The 18,433-nt window shown below is 69.3% G+C and carries 17 protein-coding genes and 2 pseudogenes; 7 read left to right on the top strand and 12 right to left on the bottom strand.

Annotated features, from left to right (window positions below):
- The coding region (locus AC08OP_RS06620) for a DsbA family oxidoreductase (RefSeq protein WP_476613375.1) at positions 1-625 on the top strand (625 nt) is incomplete at its 5' end.
- An 81-nt stretch (positions 626-706) separates the two neighbouring features.
- Here the strand turns inward: AC08OP_RS06620 and AC08OP_RS06625 are convergent.
- The 3 genes from AC08OP_RS06625 to AC08OP_RS06635 are packed head-to-tail and all read right to left on the bottom strand — an operon-like array spanning position 707 to position 4,339.
- A complete protein-coding gene (locus AC08OP_RS06625; protein ID WP_476613376.1) occupies positions 707-1,972 on the bottom strand; it encodes a DUF6365 family protein in 1,266 nt (421 codons plus the stop codon).
- A 40-nt stretch (positions 1,973-2,012) separates the two neighbouring features.
- Positions 2,013-3,149, bottom strand: a complete 1,137-nt coding sequence (locus AC08OP_RS06630; protein WP_476613377.1) for a DegT/DnrJ/EryC1/StrS family aminotransferase — start codon at positions 3,147-3,149, stop codon at positions 2,013-2,015.
- Complete coding sequence (locus tag AC08OP_RS06635) at positions 3,146-4,339, bottom strand: glycosyltransferase (protein WP_476613378.1); 1,194 nt, start codon at positions 4,337-4,339, stop codon at positions 3,146-3,148. The genes AC08OP_RS06630 and AC08OP_RS06635 overlap by 4 nt, the downstream gene beginning before the upstream one ends.
- Positions 4,340-4,494: 155 nt before the next feature.
- Here AC08OP_RS06635 and AC08OP_RS06640 point away from each other — a divergent pair, with 155 nt between their 5' ends.
- Positions 4,495-5,316 carry an SAM-dependent methyltransferase gene (locus AC08OP_RS06640; RefSeq protein WP_476613379.1) on the top strand — a complete coding sequence of 274 codons (822 nt, stop codon included), beginning with the start codon at positions 4,495-4,497 and terminating at the stop codon, positions 5,314-5,316.
- On the opposite strand, the gene AC08OP_RS06645 is transcribed toward AC08OP_RS06640, so the two are convergent.
- The gene (locus tag AC08OP_RS06645) at positions 5,317-6,330 is read right to left on the bottom strand and encodes a quinone oxidoreductase family protein (RefSeq protein ID WP_476613380.1); all 1,014 of its coding nucleotides are present in this window, start codon (positions 6,328-6,330) and stop codon (positions 5,317-5,319) included.
- A gap of 202 nt (positions 6,331-6,532) precedes the next feature.
- Between AC08OP_RS06645 and AC08OP_RS06650 the strand changes: the two genes are divergently transcribed.
- Entirely contained in the window at positions 6,533-7,486 is a 954-nt protein-coding gene (locus AC08OP_RS06650) for a 3-hydroxyacyl-CoA dehydrogenase NAD-binding domain-containing protein (protein WP_476613381.1), read from the top strand.
- Positions 7,487-7,537: 51 nt separating this feature from the next.
- Here AC08OP_RS06650 and rfbH read toward each other — a convergent pair whose 3' ends face one another.
- Together rfbH and AC08OP_RS06660 are read right to left on the bottom strand one after the other, a co-directional pair.
- Entirely contained in the window at positions 7,538-8,839 is a 1,302-nt protein-coding gene (rfbH, locus tag AC08OP_RS06655; protein ID WP_476613382.1) for a lipopolysaccharide biosynthesis protein RfbH, read from the bottom strand.
- 75 nt (positions 8,840-8,914) lie between these two features.
- Complete coding sequence (locus tag AC08OP_RS06660; protein WP_476613383.1) at positions 8,915-9,937, bottom strand: Gfo/Idh/MocA family protein; 1,023 nt, start codon at positions 9,935-9,937, stop codon at positions 8,915-8,917.
- Between the two features lie 165 nt (positions 9,938-10,102).
- On the opposite strand from AC08OP_RS06660, the gene AC08OP_RS06665 reads away from it, so the two are divergent.
- Both AC08OP_RS06665 and AC08OP_RS06670 read left to right on the top strand, forming a co-directional pair.
- Positions 10,103-10,981 (top strand): LLM class flavin-dependent oxidoreductase, encoded by an 879-nt coding sequence (locus AC08OP_RS06665; protein ID WP_476613384.1) that lies wholly within the window; start codon positions 10,103-10,105, stop codon positions 10,979-10,981.
- 207 nt (positions 10,982-11,188) lie between these two features.
- Positions 11,189-11,770 carry an NADPH-dependent FMN reductase gene (locus AC08OP_RS06670; RefSeq protein WP_476613385.1) on the top strand — a complete coding sequence of 194 codons (582 nt, stop codon included), beginning with the start codon at positions 11,189-11,191 and terminating at the stop codon, positions 11,768-11,770.
- 465 nt (positions 11,771-12,235) lie between these two features.
- Here the strand turns inward: AC08OP_RS06670 and AC08OP_RS06675 are convergent.
- Together AC08OP_RS06675 and rfbA are read right to left on the bottom strand one after the other, a co-directional pair.
- Positions 12,236-12,529: pseudogene (locus AC08OP_RS06675) on the bottom strand (hypothetical protein); the annotation flags it as partial.
- Positions 12,423-13,313 (bottom strand): glucose-1-phosphate thymidylyltransferase RfbA, encoded by an 891-nt coding sequence (gene rfbA / locus AC08OP_RS06680; protein WP_476613386.1) that lies wholly within the window; start codon positions 13,311-13,313, stop codon positions 12,423-12,425. The pseudogene AC08OP_RS06675 and the gene rfbA, both read right to left, overlap by 107 nt.
- Positions 13,314-13,526: 213 nt before the next feature.
- On the opposite strand from rfbA, the gene AC08OP_RS06685 reads away from it, so the two are divergent.
- Complete coding sequence (locus tag AC08OP_RS06685) at positions 13,527-14,246, top strand: mycothiol-dependent nitroreductase Rv2466c family protein (RefSeq protein ID WP_476613387.1); 720 nt, start codon at positions 13,527-13,529, stop codon at positions 14,244-14,246.
- Positions 14,247-14,274: 28 nt separating this feature from the next.
- On the top strand, positions 14,275-15,867 hold the full coding sequence (locus AC08OP_RS06690) for an MDR family MFS transporter (protein ID WP_476613388.1): 1,593 nt from the start codon (positions 14,275-14,277) through the stop codon (positions 15,865-15,867).
- Between the two features lie 68 nt (positions 15,868-15,935).
- On the opposite strand, the gene soxR is transcribed toward AC08OP_RS06690, so the two are convergent.
- From soxR to AC08OP_RS06710, 4 genes and pseudogenes are all read right to left on the bottom strand, one after another.
- On the bottom strand, positions 15,936-16,418 hold the full coding sequence (gene soxR, locus AC08OP_RS06695; RefSeq protein WP_476613389.1) for a redox-sensitive transcriptional activator SoxR: 483 nt from the start codon (positions 16,416-16,418) through the stop codon (positions 15,936-15,938).
- Positions 16,419-16,539: 121 nt separating this feature from the next.
- Positions 16,540-17,193 (bottom strand): hypothetical protein, encoded by a 654-nt coding sequence (locus tag AC08OP_RS06700; protein WP_476613390.1) that lies wholly within the window; start codon positions 17,191-17,193, stop codon positions 16,540-16,542.
- Positions 17,194-17,204: 11 nt separating this feature from the next.
- Entirely contained in the window at positions 17,205-17,444 is a 240-nt protein-coding gene (locus AC08OP_RS06705) for an NDP-hexose 2,3-dehydratase family protein (RefSeq protein WP_476613391.1), read from the bottom strand.
- 404 nt (positions 17,445-17,848) lie between these two features.
- Positions 17,849-18,328, bottom strand: a pseudogene (locus AC08OP_RS06710) (dTDP-glucose 4,6-dehydratase); the annotation flags it as partial.
- Positions 18,329-18,433: the final 105 nt, after the last annotated feature.

The following is an 18,433-nucleotide window of genomic DNA, read 5'->3' on the forward strand; positions in this document are numbered from 1 at the left end:
CTTCTACGACGTGCTGTGCCCCTGGTGCTACATCGGTAAGCACCGGCTGCGGCGGGTCCTGACGGATTTTCCCGGCCGCGACGAGGTTCGACTGCGGTGGCGCAGCTATCAGTTGTCACCGGACGAGGGGCGCATCCCTGGCCCGACCGCCGCCGAGGCGATGGCCACATGGACCGCACCGGACCAGCTGCCCGCGCGGCTGGCCCTGATCGAGCAGCTCGGCACGGACCTGGGCTTGGCTATCGACCTCGACAAAGCGCGTCCCGTCAACACTTTCGACGCGCATCGGCTGACCCATTTCGCGGCCGACCATGAGCGGGCCGATGCGCTCGTCGAGGCGCTGCTGCGGGCCTACCAGGCGGAGGGGCGGAACGTCGCCGACCACCTCGTCCTGCTGGAGTTGGCGCACGAGGTGGGCCTGCCCGAGGAGGAGACGGGCGCGGTGCTCGCCGGTGACCGCTACGCCGACGCCGTCATCGCCGATCAGCGCCGCGCCGCCGAGTTGCGGGTGAGCGGCGTGCCGACGCTCGTCGTCGACGGCGGCCGGCCGTTCTCGGGCATGCAGCCGCCGGAGATGGTCCGCGCCGAGTTGGACCGTGCCGCAGCGGCCTCCAGCGTCCGGTGACCGATCCACCGCCGGGCGGGGCATCGCCGATGGGCGATGCCCCGCCCTCGGGTGCCGCTTCCGGCGGTACTCCCGGACCGGTCAGAACGTGAGGCCGTGCACGCTCGCCACCTGGTGGAACGCCTCGATGGTAGCCGGCAACGCTGCCAGGGCACGGCGGTATCCGGCCCGCGCTTCGGCGAGCTCCGTACGAACCGACTCGTCGTACAACACGGCATCCAAAGCCGTGCTGACGGACTCCTCGTCGAGGATTTCCTCGTGGACCATCATAGCCGCGAACGGGTTGCCGCTCCACGTCGGCCGGACGAGATCGTTCCACCGCATCGGCCAGGTTTGGTACGACGGCAGGGGCCCGGGATAGGCGTCCAGCCACGAGCGTACGGCGGGGCTGGGCTCCCCGATCGCAGCGTGCAGACGTTCGACGCCGTTGTCGTCCGCCAAGTCGAAACCGTTGACGACGGCCACCCCGGGCACATCGGTCCACACCGCCCGTTCCAGGGCAAACGACGGCAGCGAGAGCGCCAGAACGGCGTCCGCGGCGCCGAGCAGGTCGAGGTACTCCCGCGCGCCGTAGCGGGGCCGCCGGTGCAGCCGGCCCTCCGGAAGGCGGCCGAAGGCTCCGAAGTCCGGGCCGGCGACGAGGAACTCGGTGGTGGCCGGCAGCCGGGTGAGGTAGTGCAGCACCAGTTCCGGGATACGCGCCGCCAGTTCCCGGCTGGCCGGCCCGGCGCGGGTGAGCATGGTCTCCTGCCAGGGAAGGGTAGGGATCATCAGGAGCCGGGTGCCGCCGGACACCCCGAGCGAGTGCCGCACCCGGTCCCGGGCGGCGGCGGACGGCGGTTCGAGCGTCGTCGTGGCGCGGTAGGGCACGGCCGGATCCCCGAGTGCGCCGGTGAGCCGACCCGAGGGCACCGGCCGCAGCCGAGGCATGGACGCGATCCGGTCGCCGATCGGCGTGAGCCGACCCAGCAGCTCCACCTGCCGTTGGCCGGGACCCATGTCGTAGCAGTCCAGCGGAAGGACCGGCAGATCGAAGGCGTCGACAAACCAGGGGTCCACCCGGTACGTCGTGTGGCAGCTGGTCCAGTAGCCCATGAAGTCGCTGGGCACCAGGATGTCCGGACGCCAATCCGCGATCGCGCCGGCGACGACGGTGACCAGATCCGCCCCGGCTCCGGGAGGGACGACCCGGTGCGGATAACCGGCCTCGCGCAGCTGATCGACGCTGTACGAGTCGATGAGGAAACAACTCTCGACGTCGGCCCCGCGGAGCTGGTCGGCAAGGTCCAGCCCCATGGCGGTCTCGTGCAGCGTCTTGGCGAGAAAGCTCAGGAATAACAGGCGCACGGCTTCCTCCCGCTGGGCTGGCGCGTGGCGACGGCGGCGGTCATGAACGCGCGGCGACGGCGGCGGTCAGCCGGTCGACGACGAGGCTGACGTCGCTGTCGTCGAGACCGGGATGCAGCGGCAGGCAGAGCGTCTCGCGACCGGCCCGGTCGGCGCCGGGGAGGGTGACGGGTCCGGCGCCGTAGGTCGACACCTGGTGCAGGGGGGTGTACCGGACGGTGGTGTAGATTCCCGCCGCGAGCAGATCCTGGGCGACGGCGTCGCGCACCGCCGGATCCAGCCGGACCCAGTAGAAGTAGTACGACGACTCGTGGCCGGACGGCAGCGCCGGCGGACGCCGTACGCCAGGGACACCGGTCAGTTCGCGGTCGTACCGCTCTACGATGTCACGGCGCCGCGCCACCATCTGCGGTAGGCGCTCCAACTGGACGGCGCCGATCGCCGCGGTCAGATCGTTGCCGATGAGACGGCGGCCGATCTCCGGAACGGCCAGTTCCCACCAGCGCTGCGAGACGCCCGCGTACCGGAATCCGCTCGAGCGTTCGAGCCCGTGGTAGGCGAGACGCCGGGCCCGCCTGGCGCGCTCCTCGTCGCGCACGTACAGCATGCCGCCGTCGCCGGTCACGATGACCTTCATCGCGTCGAAGCTCCAGATCGCCAGGTCACCGAAGGTACCGACTGCCCGGCCGCCGACCCGCGACGCCGGCGCGCAGGCGGCGTCCTCGAGGAGCGTGAGACCCTCTTCGCGGCAGTACTCCGCGATCTCGGTGACCCGGCCCGGATAGCCGCCGTAATGCAGCACGACGACTGCCCGGGTGCGGGGTGTGACGACCCGGCGCACATCCTCGACCCCCGGGTTCTGGGTGCCGGGGTCGACATCGCAGAACACCGGCCGGGCGCCGGTCACCATGATGGCGTTGGCGGCGGAGACGAAGCTCGTCGACGGCAGCACGACCTCGTCGCCGGGGCCCAGGTTCAGCGTTTCCAGACCGAGAAACAGCCCCGCGGTACCCGAGTTGAGAAAAATCAGCCGGTCGGCGGGTACGCCGAGATGAGCGGCGAAGGCCGCCTCGAAGGCCTCGGTACGGGACCCGTGACCGAGCCATCTGCTGGAGAAGACGTCGCTGACCGCTTTCAGTTCGTCGTCGCCCACCTGGGGCTGGAAGAGGCTGATCATCGGAGGCCCTCCGTTTCGTCAGACGTCGCGCTGGTCGAGCTTGGCCGCCGGGCACCGCTCCGCGGGCCGTAGCGCTGCTCCAGGACGCCGGCCACCTCCGCCGGCAGCGGCATGGCCGCCATCTCCACGGCGATCCGTGCGGCCCGGTCCCGGTAGCCGGAGTCGGACATGATCTCCCGGCAGACGGCGGTGATGTGTTCGGCGGTGTCGTCGCCCGGCACGATCATGCGCGCGACACCGGCCGCGGTGAGTCGTTCGCTGTAATCCACGACATAGGGCAGGTACGGGATCAGCACCTGCGGCACGCCGTGGGCCAGCGCGCTCAGCACGGTGGTTCCGCCGGCGTGGCTGATGACGACGTCGCAGGTCGGCGCGACCACATCGAGTGGCAGCCAACCGGCGCGTACGTTGTCCGGCAGCGGGCCGAGGCGCTCGGCCATGTCGTCCGGCGCGGCGACCAGCAGTTCGACGTCCAGGTGCTCCACCTTCTTGACCAGTCCGGTCAGGACGTCGAGGTAGAAATCCGGGGTGATCCTGCTGCCCGCGGTGAGCAGGACCCGTGGCCGATCGCCCCGGGTATACATCCACGGCTGCGTGGCCCGGGGCGTGGCGTAGGGGACGTACCGCATCAGCTGGGCCGGGAGCGCGTCGGCGGGCCGCAGACTCGGCGGGCAAATGTCGATGAACAGGTCCGGCCGGGGCATGTCGTAGAGGCCGAGCCGCTCCAGCTGCGGGCCGAGCTCCGCCGCCGCGGCGAGGTCGATGGTGCGGGGCTCGCCCATGTCGACGGCGTGCTTCACGTACGGCACCCCGGCGTGGCTGGCTACCAGGGGCGCGGCGAAGGCCAGCACGCCGCCCACCACGAGGTCGGGCTGCCACGCGCGGGCGAACTCCAGCAGCGCGTCCATACACCAGGTGGCGTACCGGCCGAAGCACCGGCCGTTGAAGATGAAACGCTCATGCAGATCGGCGGGGATCGGCAGCCGGTTGCCGTCCTCGTCCTCAAGGGTCTGCAGCATCGATCGGGAGGTCACCGCCACCCCCGGCAGACCGGCGCCGGTGACCGTCGGCATGACGTCCTTGGGCCCCGCCATAACGACCTGGTGCCCCGCGTTGCGGGCGGTCTGTGCCAGCGGTACCAGGGAGAAGATGACGCCGGAGGACCCGCCGGCCACGAAGAGAATCTTCATCGCCCGATCGTCGCGGCGGCGGATAGAACGCCGCTCGACACCGGCTGGAACGCGCCTGTCGCCGGCCGGTCCGCTCGACCGCAATTCGAGCTGCCGTCAACGCCGGGTTGCGACCATCGCCCGACGAGGTACCGAGACCATGAAGGAGCGGGCACATGACGCAACCGGAGGCGCTGACCCCGGAAGAAGTGGGCGAGTTCTACGACGACAGAGGCTGGCTGTACGAGATATTCATGGGCCACAACCTGCACATCGGCTACTGGGACGACGTCGATCCGGCCGCCGATCCGAAGGACCGGCTCACCGACGTGCTGATCGAACGGACCCGGGTAGGCGGCGGCCAGCGGGTGCTCGACGTCGGGTGCGGCACCGGCCGGCCGACGATCCGACTGGCCGCGGCCACCGGGGCCGAGGTCGTCGGCATCAACGTCAGCGCCGAGCAGGTGGCACAGGGCAAGAAGCTGGCTCGGGAGGCCGGGCTCGGCGACCGCGTCGGCTTCGAACTCGTCGACGCGGCGGAACTGCCGTACGACGATGGTTCCTTCGACGCGGTGTGGGCGGTCGAGTCGCTGATGTACCTGGGTGACCGGCCCGGGGCCCTGCGCGAGATCCACCGGGTGCTGGCTCCCGGTGGACGGCTGGTGCTGGCGGACTACGTCGAGTCGGGGGAGCTGTCGGCTCGATGGCGGCGGGTTCTCACCGAGGGGTTCACTGTCGCCTCCCTACCCACGGCCGACGACTACCGCGACATGCTGCGCGCGGTGGACCTCGAGATCACAGACTTCGAGGACGCGACGCCGCACCTGCGCCGCTCGGCACAGCGCATCGACCGGCTCGTGGCGGACAACTACCATCTCGTCGAGGAGCGTGGCGGCGCCGCCTTCGCCGAGCAGTTCAAGGCATCCATCTCGGACATCGCCACGCTGGAGCGTGACCACCTCGGTTACGTCATCGTCATCAGCTCGCCCTCCCGGTGATCAGCTGACGGTCAGAATGATCCGGCCGGTGTAGGCCCGGGATTCCATGATCTCGTGCGCCCGCGCCGCTTCGGCCAACGGGAGCACGGTGTGGATGTGCTGCCGCAACTCGCCGCCAACCAGCAGCTCGACCAGCCGTCGATGGTTGGCGAGGTACTCCTTCGGCCGTGCCTCGCGCCACGCCGACAGCGCAAAGCCGGTCACGAACCGCATGCCGATCAGCGTCATCAGCGACACCGGCGGGACTGACCGTCCCCCGCCGGCGGAGCCATAGAACACGAGACGGCCGAACGGCGCCAGCAGACCCACCTCCACCGGCAGCAGATCGCCACCCACACCGTCCAGCACGACGTCGACGCCCTCCCCGTGGGTGGCCTCCCGTACGGTGTCCACCCAGCCGGGGTCGGTGGGGTCGACGACGACATCGACACCCAGCGACTCGACGAACGCCCGTTTGGCGTTGGATCCGGCGGTGCCGATCACCTGCCTGGCCCCGGCCAGCCGGGCCAGTTGCACGCTCAGGTGCCCGATCCCGCCCGCAGCCGCCTGGACGAGGACCCGATCGCCGGGCCGCACCGGCGCGGTATCCAACGTGCCCATGGCGATCGGACCGGTCCCGGGCAGCGCCGTCGCCGACACAGCGTCCAGGCCGTCCGGCACCGGTAGCAGTGTGTCCACGGGAACCACCACCTTCTCCGCGTACCCGCCGTGCAGGGTGAAAGCAGCCACCCGGTCGCCGAGGCGTACCGTGCCGGTGTGTGGGCTGGCCCCTGCGCCGGTCCCTGGGCCGGTGGCCGCCACCCGGCCGACGACGTCGCCGCCGAGCACGACCGGGAAGAACGGCTTCCACATTGGCGCCGGGAAGAGATCGCGCCGCATCTGGGTCTGGGCGAAGCCGACGCTGACCGCCTCGATGTCGATCAGCACCTCACCGCGGCCCGGGACTGGCTCGGGCGCCTCCGCCGGGCGCAGCACGCTCGGGTCTCCGAACTCGTGGAAGCTGACGACCTTCATCTCTCCTCCAGCAGGGTGTGCGCGGTGCCTGCCGGGTGGCCGGCCCTCGACCGGCAGCCTCGCCGGAGGGCCTCGAATCCGCTTCGAGCGTTCATCGACGGATTCCTGGCGGCCTCGTCGATCGTGGTTCGACCGGCTCCCGAGCCGCTTTCGGCACTGTGCGCGCGGGAACACCACGTCGTCTCGAAGGGAGCACGGGACCATGGCGGAGGAGAATCGGCCGACAGTCGCTGTGATCGGCACAGGCACCATCGCCGTCGGCTGGATCACGCTCTTTCTCGCGTACGAGTTGCCGGTTCGGGTGATCAGCCGCCGGCCGGACGCCGGGCCGGAGGTCCTGGCCGGCGTGGCGGCGTTCGCTGCAGGGCTGGCCCACGGCGTGCCGAGGCGAGAGGGCTTGACCGAAGGCCTCGAGGTGGGCACCGACTTGGAGAAGGCGCTGGAGGGCGCAGACGTGGTTCAGGAGAACGCGCCTGACGACCTGTCGATCAAACAGGAGCTGTTCGCCCGCATCGGCGCGGCGGCGGCGCCCGGGGCCCTGCTGCTGTCGTCCACCTCGAAGCTGCTGCCGGCCGACTTCACCGCCCTCATGGGCGACCGCGGTCGGGCGCTCGTCGGGCATCCGTTCAATCCTCCGCACGTCGTCCCGCTGGTCGAGGTGGTAGGCGGCCCGGAGACCGATCCGGCCGCGATCGAGCGGGCTCTGGCCTTCTACCGGTCCGTGGGCCGGACCCCAGTCCTCATCCGGGAGCCGGTGCCGATGTTCGTCGCCAACCGGTTGCAGGCCGCCTTGTTGCGCGAATGCGTCCACCTGGTCCGTGAGGGCGTGGTCACGGTGGCCGAACTCGACGAGATGGTGACCGCCTCGATCGGTCTGCGCTGGGCGACCACCGGGCCGTTCCGGTCCTTCCACCTCGCCGGTGGGCGGGGCGGCCTGCGGCACTGGCTCGGCAGTCTGGGGACCGGGCTGGAGCGTGGCTGGCAGCAGCTGGGCAGTCCGGCGCTCGACGACGGCACCGTAGGAGCGATCCTGGATCAGGCCGACGCGGCCTTCGGCGACCGTACCTACGAGGAACTCGCCGACGAGCGGGACCGGCGGCAGAATGCCGTCCTCCGGGCCCTGGCCGAGGTGTCGCGGGAGGGGTCCGGCCGCTGACCGCCCCGGCTGCCCGGCACCCCGATCCGGGTACCGGGCAGCCGACCCCCGTCAGCGGTTCGCCAGGACGAACTCGCGGATGGAACCGGCCACGTAGTCCAGCATCTCGGCGGTCAGGCCGGGATAGACACCGATCCAGAAGGTGTGCTCGGTGATGAGGTCGCTGTTGTCGAGCGACCCCGCGATGCGGTACTGCCTGTTCCGGTAGGCCGGGTGGCGGGTGAGGTTGCCGCCGAAGAGCCGGCGGGTGCCGATGCGCCGCCCCTCCAGGTGGGCTACCAGGCCGGCGCGAGTGAAGCCGGCGTCCGGCCGCACGGTGATGACGAAGCCGAACCAGCTCGGATCGCCGCCGGGCGTCGGCTCCGGCAGCAGCAGTCCGGGCAGCCCGTCGAGCGCCGTGCGCAGACGCTGCCAGTTCCGCCGCCGGGCGGCCCCGAAGTCGTCCACCCGGCGCAGCTGGGAGAGGCCGAGCGCCGCCTGTAGATCGGTGGACTTCAGGTTGTATCCCACGTGCGAGAAGATGTACTTGTGGTCGTAGCCGTGCGGCAGGTCGCCAAGCTGCTGGTCGAAGCGCTTGAGGCACTTGTTGTCCTCGCCCGGCTCGCACCAGCAGTCCCGGCCCCAGTCCCGCAGCGACTCCACGATGCGAGCCAGCGCCATGTTGCTCGTCAGCACACAGCCGCCCTCGCCCATGGTGATGTGGTGCGCGGGATAGAAGCTGACCGTGGCGATGTCGCCGAAGGTGCCGGTGAGCCGGCCGTGGTAGCGAGTACCCACCGCGTCGCAGTTGTCCTCGATCAGCACAAGTTCGTGCTGGTCGGCGAGGTCCGCGATCTCGGCCACCAGAAACGGGTTCCCGAGCGCGTGAGCGATGATGATGGCCTTCGTCCGAGGCCCGATCGCCTCCGCGACCCGGTCGACGGTGGTGTTGTAGGTGCCGAGGTCGACGTCTACGAAAACTGGTATGGCTCCGTTGTGGATGATCGGGTTCACTGTGGTCGGAAAGCCCGCGGCGACGGTGATGACCTCGTCGCCCGGGTTCAGCCGCCGCTCCTCCAGGGCGGGTGACGTCAGCGCACTGACGGCGAGCAGGTTCGCTGAGGACCCGGAGTTCGTCAGGTGAGCCTTGCGCAGCCCGAAGTACCTCGCGAAGTCACGCTCGAAGCGTCGCGCGCTGACCCCGGCGGCGATACGCATGTCCAAAGCCGCCTCGACGAGGACGACGCGGTCACCCTCGTCGAGGACGGCGCCGGACGACAGTACGGGCGTGACTCCGGGGATGAACTCGTCCCGGACAGTGTCCCGATGGTATTTGCGGACCTGCTCCAGGATCAGTGACTTGTCGTCAGCCATGTCGTTGTGCCTCCTGCGCTAGCGGTCCCGGTGCCACCGGGCGTCGGAAAGGGAACCGGGTGTCGGGTGCTGCCGTCAGCCGGCCGTGACCTGGCGTGCCATCGCGCGGGCCCGGTCGACGATCAGCGCGTGCGCGAGCGTGTCGCCGTGGCTGGTGACGCGACGCGCGCGAATCGCCGCGACGAACGCCGTCAAGGCGTTCCGGCACTGGTCGTCGGGGGCCAGCGAGTGGCGCTCCCGGGCGCCACCTCGCTCGACCGTCACGACCGGGCAGTGTGCGGGCGGAGTGGTGAAGACATGCTCCACCCGGATCGAACCGCTGCTGCCGATCACCTCGAGCTGCGAGACGTAGCCGTGGGCCAGGCCAAAGGACAGGTGCGCCGTCACGCCGTCCGTGCGGTGCAGCAGGATGCCGCCGCCGAGGTCCACCCCGGTCCGGGAGTCCTGCCGGAGGGCCGCGCCGGCAACGGTCAGCTCCCGCCCGAGCGTCAGGAGAGCGGCCCGCAGCGGGTAGCCCGCTGTGTCGAGCAGCGCCCCGCCGCCGAGCTCGGGGCGCAGCCGGATGTCCCCCTCGGGCCGGGGCGGGATGGCGAACGTCGCGGTGAACAACTGCGGATCGCCGATCGTGCCCTCAGCCAGCAGCGTGCGGATCGCGGTGTGCTGACTGTGCCAGGGGAACATGTAGTTCTCCTGGAGCACCAGTCGGTGGCGGGCCGCGAGGTCGACGAGCTCGGCGGTCTCGGCGTGGCTGGTGGTCAACGGCTTCTCGGCCAGGACGTGCTTGCCACTGAGCAGCGCCCGCCGGATCCAGGTGGCGTGCAGGGAGGCAGGCAGCGGCAGATAGACGGCAGCCACGTCGTCGCGATCAAGTAGGTGCTGATATCCATGCACCGGCTCACCGCCGTAGCGCCGCGCGACGTCTGCGGCCTTGACCGGGTCGCGGCTCGCGACCGCGGTGAGCCGGGCCCCGGCGATACCCGCCAACGTCGGCAGAATCCGTCGCGTCGCGATGTCAGCGCAGCCGAGCAGTCCCACACCCACCGTGCGGAGGTCGTCGCTCCGGGCGGTTCCGGTGCTCGGCTCGGCGGGCTCAGGCATCGGCTGTCCCCTTCCCTGCTGGTGGCCCGGCCAGCATGGACACGTGGCCTAGAGACCCGCTTGAAGCTCGCCGGGGAGGCGCGCGCCGCGTCCTTGACCTCAAGTCCACTTGAGGTTTGACAATCTCGGATACCGACCGCAGCGCTGAGGAAAGGCACGAGCCCCATGGACATCGGCGTAGGACTTCCCGGCCATGTACGAGACCTTGACGGACGCACGTTGATCGAGTGGGCGACACGAACGGAGGCCGCGGGGTTCTCCGCCCTGAGCGTCAGCGATCGGTTGAACTGGTCCTCCCCCGAACCGCTGGTGACACTGGCCGCCGCGGCCGGTGTCACCCAGCGGATCAAGCTGATCAGCACCATTCTGGTGGCGCCGCTACGCGCCAACCACGCACTGCTCGCCAAGTCCGCGGCCACCGTGGACCGGCTGGCCGGGCCGCGGCGGCTCCATCTCGGCCTGGCACCCGGCGGCCGCGAAGAGGACTTCACACTGAGCAAGCTGGACTTCCGGCAGCGCGGGCGGCAGCTGGATGAGCTGCTGGCCGACCTGCATACCTTCTGGCAGCCGGACAGCGAGGTCGGTCCACCCCCGGCCACCCCTGGCGGTCCGGCTCTGCTCTTCGGCGGTATGTCGGAAGCGACCCTGCGCCGCATCACCACCTACGGAGGCGGCTGGGTCATCGGCGACTGCACCGTGAAGGAGTTCCGGGACTTCGTCCCCAAGGTCCAACAGGCGTGGGCTGCCGGAGGACACACCGGGTCGCCGAAACTGGTCGCGTCACTGATGTTCGCACTCGGCCCCGACGCGAGGCAGGCCGCCGCGGACGCCATCGGGCCGTACTACGCCTTCATCGGCGACGAATGGGTGCGGTACTCCATCGACGCCGCGCTCACCACCCACGACGACATTGTCACCGCGGTCGAGCAGTTCGAGAAGGCGGGCTGCGACCAGCTTCTATTCATGGGCAACAGCGCTGATCCCGCTCAGGTGGACCTCCTCGCCGAGGCTGTCCGCGGCGCAGCGGGCGCGCGCACGTCGTGAGGCCACGGCGGCCATGTGACGAGGCGGTCGGAAAGCCACTCAAGTGAGACGCGACGACGATCTACGACATTGGGCTCCACCTACCTACTGGGAGGGCCCGCATGCGCATACTCCTCACCGTCTCGTCGTGGGCAACGCAGTACGCCGCGATAGTCCCCGTCGGCTAGGAGTGCGGGTTACCTCGGTCCACACGATGAGAGGACGCCGGTGATCGATAACTCCATTAATCTCACCATAATCGTCGGAAGCACCAGGGTTGGGCGTTTTGCCCCAGTGGTCGCCCAGTGGTTCGTCAAGCAGGTCGCCGCGTATGATTCATTCGTCACGAGCGTTGTCGATCTCGACGACATCACGCTACCGGAGAAGCTGGGCGCCTCCAGCGGGCCGGGAATCGTGGAGTTGGCAGAGATCACCCGGAAGCTGGCCGCGGCCGATGCCTTCGTCGTGATCACTCCCGAGTACAACCACAGTTACCCCGCCGCACTCAAGAACGTCATCGACTGGCACTTCACCGAGTGGCAGGCGAAGCCGGTGGGCTTCATCTCCTACGGCGGCCAGGCGGGCGGGCTTCGCGCGGTGGAGCACCTGCGCCAGGTCTTCGCCGAGCTGCACGCGGTCGGCCTTCGCGACACCGTCAGCTTTCATGGCGCCCGTAGCCAGTTCAACGCCGACGGCACGCCAAAGGACCCAGGCGGCTGCAACGCGGCCGCGCAGACCCTGGTAAAGCAGCTGGAGTGGTGGGCGGTCGCGCTCGCGGAGGCCAGGGAGAAGCGTCCCTTCACGGTGTGATCGAGTAGGTGCGTCCCACGCGTGGCCCTTCCAGCCGACGCCCTTCGTCGGGTCATCCTGCCGGCTCCACCCTCCGCCCGGGAATCGCCCGTTCGGGCCGGTCTCCATCCGGGCGGTCTCGTTGTGTGTGAAGGTGAAGTCGACGATCTGCGCTTCGAGGACCTGCCCGGTAAACACGTCCATCGCCGCGACGATCGAGACGGTGCCGTGGCGGACGTACTCGACCTCACGGCACGCGTCGCGGCCCAGTCGGGCGGGGATCTCGGGGTGCTTGCGGCTTTTCGTCTGGATCCCGGTCTTCTCGTCCACCGAGAGCAGCGGCGTGCCCTCGACGGGCCCGTCGAGGTAAAGCCGGCAGACCTCGCCGGCCTGGTGCCAGAAGTCGGGGGTGTCGGGGGTGTTGGCCCGGTTGAGCCAGCCCCGGACCCGGTGTGGGCGGACCTCGGCGTCGGCCAGGACCCGCCCGACGGTCGCCGACGAGATCGGCAGGCCACGGCGGGTCAGATATCCAGCCAGCGTGCGGTGTGTCCAGACGCTCTGCCCCGAGGGCGGGGTGGCGGTCGCGGTGGCGACGACCGCGAGCCTGGCCGACGGGCCGTGCACCGGCGGCCGGCCGGCGCGGGGCCGGTCGAACAGCCCCGCTGATCGTCGCTTACGGGACCAACTCCGGGATCCGGGACCCAGTCGCCACCTCGATGACGTAGCGGCCATAGTCCGAATTCTCCATGGCCTTGCCGAGCCGGAGGCAGGCGGCCGCATCGATGTATCCCATCCGCAGCGCCACCTCCTCGATGCACGCGATCCGAGCGCCCTGCCGCCGCTCAAGGATCTCGATGTACTGGCCGGCTTCCATCAGGGAGCTGAAGGTTCCGGTGTCCAGCCAGGCGGTTCCCCGCCCGAGCTCGGTCAGCGCCGCCCTGCCCTGGTCGAGATAGACCTGGTTGATGTCGGTGATCTCGAGTTCTCCCCGAGGGGAGGGACGGACCTGTTGAGCGATCGATACCACGTCGTTGTCGTAGAGGTACAGACCGGTGACCGCCAGATTGGACCGCGGCGCGGTGGGCTTCTCCTCTAGCGACAGGAGTCGGCCCTCCGTGTCGACCTCGGCGATTCCGTACCGGTGCGGGTCGCTGACCGGATAGCCGAACAGCCGGCACCCGCCCACCCGCTCAGTCGCGGCCTGGAGGTTCTGGATGAACGACGAGCCGTGGAAGACGTTGTCGCCGAGAATCAGCGCCACGCTTTGGTCCCCGATGTGGTCGGCGCCGAGCAGGAAGGCGTCGGCCAGGCCACGCGGGCGCGTCTGCGCGGCGTAAGTCAGACGCAGGCCCAGGTCGGAGCCGTCCCCGAGAAGGCGGCGGAACTGAGGTTGGTCCTCGCCCGTGGTGATCACCAGGATCTCCCGGATGCCGGACAGCATGAGGACGGACAGCGGGTAGTAGATCATCGGCTTGTCGTACACGGGAAGAAGTTGTTTCGAGGTCACCGCGGTGACGGGCCGCAACCGGGTGGCGTTCCCCCCGGCCAGGATTATGCCCTTCATCGCGCTGCCGTGCCCGGCGGTGTGGAGCCCACTGGCTTGTGCACGGTTACCTCCGGAGGATTGGTCGGTGGCGCGATGTCCCGCCACGAAACGACGCCGGGGCCGAGGATGGGACGGCGTGCTCGACCGCCGCTCGAAGGTCGGCCGACAACGCCGCCGGGTGGGGCACGCCGGCTTGACCTCAAGCGCGCTGGAGGTTGCACGCTGGCGGTCATGGATCACGTCGACTTCTGGTTCGATCCGCTGTGCCCCTATTCATGGATCACCTCACGCTGGATGGTGGAGGTGCAACGGCACCGGCCGGTCACCGTACGGTGGCACCCGCTGAGCCTGGGGCTGCTCCACACCGCGCCCGGAGCCGCCCCCGACGAGCTGCAGGAACTGGCTCGGGGGCCGGTACGTATGCTCGCGGCGGCCGCGGAAGCTCACGGCGAGCACGTGGTGGGGCCGCTCTACACCGCCCTGGGACAGCGCCTGCACGACGATGGTGGCGCCCTGACTGACATCCGGGTGGGATTCCGTGAGGGGCGTGCCCAGTGGCTGAAACGGTTGGGCTCCCTCGGTGCGGTCTTCGCCGGGGCGCTGACCGCCGCCGGGCTGGACGCGGGTCTCGCCGGGGCCGCCACGGAATCGCGCTGGGACGACGCCTTGCGCGCGGAGCAGGCCAGGGTGCCCACGGGTGACCGGCCAGGTGCGCCGATCGGCGTGCCGACCGTGTCGGTCAACGGAACGCCGGGGCAGTTCGGTCCAGTCCTGTCCGAGATCCTCGTCGGCGAGCGGGCGCTCCGCTTCTGGGAGGCGTTCCGGGCGCTGGTCGCGGAAGACGCCTTCTTCGAGCTCAGGAAGGTCACCGAACGCGCGCTGCCGGACACCTCCGCCCCGGTGCCGGCCGGCGGATCCCGCCCGCCCTCCGCGCGTCATGGAAGGGGCTGAACCCGCGATGGTGGGACAGGTCGAGACCGTGAGCGCCGCGCCACTCAGTCGGCGGACGATCCTGAGCATCATCTCGGGGCTGCTGATCGGCGTCTTCCTCTCGGCGCTCGACAGCATGATCATGGCATCAGCGCTGCGCACCATAGCCGACCAGTTGAACGGCATCACCCTCCAGGCGTGGGCGACCACTGCTTACCTCATCACCTCCACCATTTCGACCCCGCTGTACGGCAAGCTGTCCGACATCTTCGGACGCAAGCGGCTGTACCTCGTCGCGATCTCCCTCTTCCTCGTCGGTTCGCTCCTGTGCGGCATCGCCCAGTCCATGTACGAGCTGGCTTTCTACCGCGGCGTGCAGGGACTCGGCGCGGGCGGCCTCATGTCGCTCGCCCTCGCGGTGTTCGCCGACCTCCTGCCGCGCGAGCAACGCGCCCGGTATCAAGCCAACCTCGGCATCATCTTCGGCGTCGCCAGCGTCTCGGGCCCGGTCGTCGGTGGCTTCTTCGCGGGCGTAGACTCGTTGTTCGGTCTGGCGGGGTGGCGGTGGATCTTTCTGTTCAATCTGCCGATCGGGCTGGTTGCGCTGGTGCTGGTCGGCACACACTTCCAGCCGCCCGCCACACCGCGCCGATCGCGGCGCATCGACTACGCCGGCTCGCTGCTGCTCGTCACGGGAATCGTGCCGTTGCTGCTGATCAGCGAGCGCGGCCGGGACTGGGGATGGGCGTCGTCCCGCGCCGTCGTGGCATACGCCGTCGGTGTTTTCTTGCTCATGCTCTTCGTGACCGTGGAGCGCCGGCGAGGCGATGACGCGCTGCTCCCGCCGAAGCTGTTCCGGGTCGGGGCCTTCCGCCTGGTCAACACCGTTAACCTCCTCGGCGGGGTGGGGGTGTTCACCGGCCTCACGTTCTTGCCGCTCTACCTGCAGATCGGCAAGGGGATGTCTCCCACCGCCGCCGGCCTGATGCTGCTGCCTCAGTCATTGGCGACAACCGTCGGTTCACGGCTCTGCGGCCCACTGATCGAGCGCACCGGCCGGTACCGGGAACTACTCGCCGCGGGACTGGCCACTATGATGGTCAGCTACCTAGCCATCGCCTTCGTCGACAACGACACGTCCCTGTGGCTCGTTGGTGCGGTCGTCGTGCTGATGGGTCTCGGCCTGGGAATATTCATGCAGGTCGTGCTTATCGCGATGCAGAACAGCGTCCCGCCGGAGAACATAGGTGTGGCCAGTGGCCTCTACAACTTCTCCCGTCAGATGGGCGGTGCGGTGGGGGTGGCAATCCTGTTCTCCCTTCTGTTCGCCCTGGTGCCGGGCAGGATCGCCGACGCGTACGGGGCCCAGCGATCTGATCCCGGCTTCCAGGCCGCCGCCTCTGATCCCGCCGTGCTGGGCGATCCGGTCACGCGGACGACGCTGGAGCAACTGCGGGACGGAACCGCCGGCCGCGACCTGAAGGACACGTCGTTCCTCGGCACTATCGACGAGCGTATCGCCCGCCCGCTGCTCGACGGATTCACCAGCGGCATCAACATCATCTTCTTGATCGCCTCGCTGGTCATGGCGATCGCGGTTGGCCTGACCCTGACGTTGCCCCGAGGATCCACACGGCAATGACGAAACCTCCGGGCCACACCCTCGGCCCGGCGGTTCTCCGTCGTCCGACGGCGGCCGGAACGGTGGGGTCAGGACGGATCCGTGTCTCCGCGCAGCCGGTGCGCTCCGGGACCCCGCCGGCCGTACTCATCCTCGGGATTGACCAGAGCGCACCGGGCGATGGAGAGGCAGCCGCACCCGATGCAGTCGGTGATATTCTCGCGTAGCCGCCGGAGGTCCTCCATCCGGCGATCAATCTCGGACCGCCAGTTCTCGGACAACACCGCCCAGTCCTGCCGTGTCGGGGTCCGCCCTTCGGGCAGTTGCCGCAGCACCTCGACGATCTCGTTGAGCGGGATACCGAACCGTTGCGCGGCGCGTACGAAGGCGATACGACGCAGTACCTCCCGATCGTACCGGCGCTGGTTGCCGGCGGTCCGCCGCGCGCTGATCAGGCCCTTGGACTCGTAGAAGTGCAGTGTCGACACCGAGACGCCGCTGCGTCGCGCCATTTCGCCGATCGACAACTCCTTATGACCAAGGGGAATGGAGACGTCCTCGTCGCGGGTCATCGAAGTGTCAACCTCGTGGGTCGGCGATCAACGGCGCGGGTCGACGCACAACACGAACGGAGAAGTGTGTACGCCGATAGGCGAGCATACACACTTCTCCGGAAATGGGTCGAAGCAGCTGTCAGCTGATCGTTGTCGTGGAGAACACCACCGGCTGGGCCGGGTCGGGATAGCATTGGAAGGGATCCCACTGCAGCGAGGTGGTCTGCTCGCGCCACCAGCCGAAGCCCGGGTCGAGGAAACTGTCACCACCCGGGCCGGTTGTCAGCACGCCCGACTGCGGCGCCTTGAGGGTCACCGTCAGCGTCGGCAGGTCGAACGCGGTCCCCCCGTGGAACGGGCCGCTTGCGAGCACCTGGATCTCGTCACCCAACGGCGACACCACCTGACGAGAGGAACCGAGGCCGCTTCCCTCGGAGAGGCTGTAGTCAAGCAACTGCGCGCCGGCTGGCAGTCGGTAGGTCACCGGCACTAGGCGGATCTCCTTGTTGAACCGTGCGTCGGCCACGATCGGATCCGGGTTGAACGAGATCCGCACCTTCGACCCCGGCGCGACCTGCTTGGGCGCGGTGACGCTGAACCCTCGGCTGTAGTCGAGCACCGGTGTCCACGTGCCCGAAATCCTGGTCTGGCAGACGTACGGGACGGTGCTGGCGGTGGTAACCGCCGTCTGCGCCGGCGTGTCCGCGGCGGAGGCAGGGGTAGCGGCGACGGTGACGGCGGCACCGGCGGCCAGCGCGGCCAGCGCGCGGACCCACTTACGGGTTCTGATCACGTTGCTCCTAATCAGTCCACCGGGTCGCGGTGACGCCGGCGAGGTGGCCCCATCGTGGCGACTGCGCCTCGAGAGTCGGTCGAGGTCAGCAGGGTTTCGAGTCGACCGCCGGCTCGGGAAGCGCGCTGATGCAGGTCAACAGGGGTGCGTGCTTGAACGTTGACGTAACTGCAGTGCTGGACGAAGGCCACCAACTGCGCCACGGTCATCCAGATGAAATTCGGGGCGGGTCCAGGGGGCACTCCTCGCACGCAAGACTGCCGAGTTGAGCGACGACGGCGTCGAGGCGCTCGCGGGTGTTAACGGCCAGGTCGGTGGCCTTCCCGTGTTTCGGCCGCGGCCGGCGGACGTCTGCCCGGAGCCTGGGCCGCGAACAGCCGGTACCGTCGTCCGCGGGTGACGGCCGCGCCGGAACTCTACGCTGATCATCGACGGGGCACAGCCCAGCTCGCCGGCGATCGTCCGCATTCCCGCCTTTTCCTGCGGGCCGGCCGGCGATGTGGACCCGGTGGCCTCTCGGCCAGGTACCGCGGACTCTGCGCTTGGCGAATTGAGCACGACTACCACGAGCTCAAAGACGGCCTCGGTCCCGACCGCGGCGCTCCGGAGCAACCGTCACACCCCACCCTCCGGCGCCTCTCCGAGTCGGAGCAGCCCACGCGCTCTCAACGACCGGGGAACGCCCGACAAGGGGCCGCCACCATGACTCGTTGTCGCGATACCAGTCGATGGTCGACCGCATTCCCGCCGTGAACGGGACGGCCGGCACCCAGCCCAGCTCGTCGCGCAGCTTCGTCGAGTCCAGAAGGTACCTGCGGTCGTGCGAGGGCCGGTCCGGCACGATCGTCTTCAGCGTGTCCGGTTTACCCAGCTCGGCAAGGACGAGGTTGGCGACGGTCTCCACGTCGGCCTCCACGCCGCTGCCGACGTGGTAGGTCTCCCCGATCCGCCCTCGTTTCAGCACAGCCTCCACCGCGCGGCAGTGATCGTCGACGTGCAGCCACTCCCGCCGGTTCTTCGTCGAGGCATACAACGGCAGCGGCTCGCCCAGCAGCGCACGGGTGATGAACAGCGGAATCACTTTCTCGGGGAACTGGTACGGGCCGTAGTTGTTGGAGCAGTTCGTAATGGTGACCAGGGCGTGCCGCAAAGTCGTTGATGCTGGTCAGATCGGGTTTTCGAGGCCGAGGATGGCCGTGAGCAGGTCTGGGTCGTGGCGGAGGCGGCGCAGGGTGGGACC

This window comes from Frankia sp. CeRuru1, assembly GCF_977966315.1.

Excerpts from the sequence above, each read along its gene's own strand:
- AC08OP_RS06645 (WP_476613380.1), bottom strand. The coding sequence starts at position 6,330 with ATGAAGGTCGTCAGCTTCCACGAGTTCGGAGACCCGAGCGTGCTGCGC.
- AC08OP_RS06665 (WP_476613384.1), top strand. The coding sequence starts at position 10,103 with ATGGACATCGGCGTAGGACTTCCCGGCCATGTACGAGACCTTGACGGA.
- AC08OP_RS06640 (WP_476613379.1), top strand. The coding sequence starts at position 4,495 with ATGACGCAACCGGAGGCGCTGACCCCGGAAGAAGTGGGCGAGTTCTAC.
- AC08OP_RS06650 (WP_476613381.1), top strand. The coding sequence starts at position 6,533 with ATGGCGGAGGAGAATCGGCCGACAGTCGCTGTGATCGGCACAGGCACC.
- AC08OP_RS06630 (WP_476613377.1), bottom strand. The coding sequence starts at position 3,149 with ATGATCAGCCTCTTCCAGCCCCAGGTGGGCGACGACGAACTGAAAGCG.
- rfbH (WP_476613382.1), bottom strand. The coding sequence starts at position 8,839 with ATGGCTGACGACAAGTCACTGATCCTGGAGCAGGTCCGCAAATACCAT.
- AC08OP_RS06685 (WP_476613387.1), top strand. The coding sequence starts at position 13,527 with ATGGATCACGTCGACTTCTGGTTCGATCCGCTGTGCCCCTATTCATGG.
- rfbA (WP_476613386.1), bottom strand. The coding sequence starts at position 13,313 with ATGAAGGGCATAATCCTGGCCGGGGGGAACGCCACCCGGTTGCGGCCC.
- AC08OP_RS06635 (WP_476613378.1), bottom strand. The coding sequence starts at position 4,339 with ATGAAGATTCTCTTCGTGGCCGGCGGGTCCTCCGGCGTCATCTTCTCC.
- soxR (WP_476613389.1), bottom strand. The coding sequence starts at position 16,418 with ATGACCCGCGACGAGGACGTCTCCATTCCCCTTGGTCATAAGGAGTTG.
- AC08OP_RS06660 (WP_476613383.1), bottom strand. The coding sequence starts at position 9,937 with ATGCCTGAGCCCGCCGAGCCGAGCACCGGAACCGCCCGGAGCGACGAC.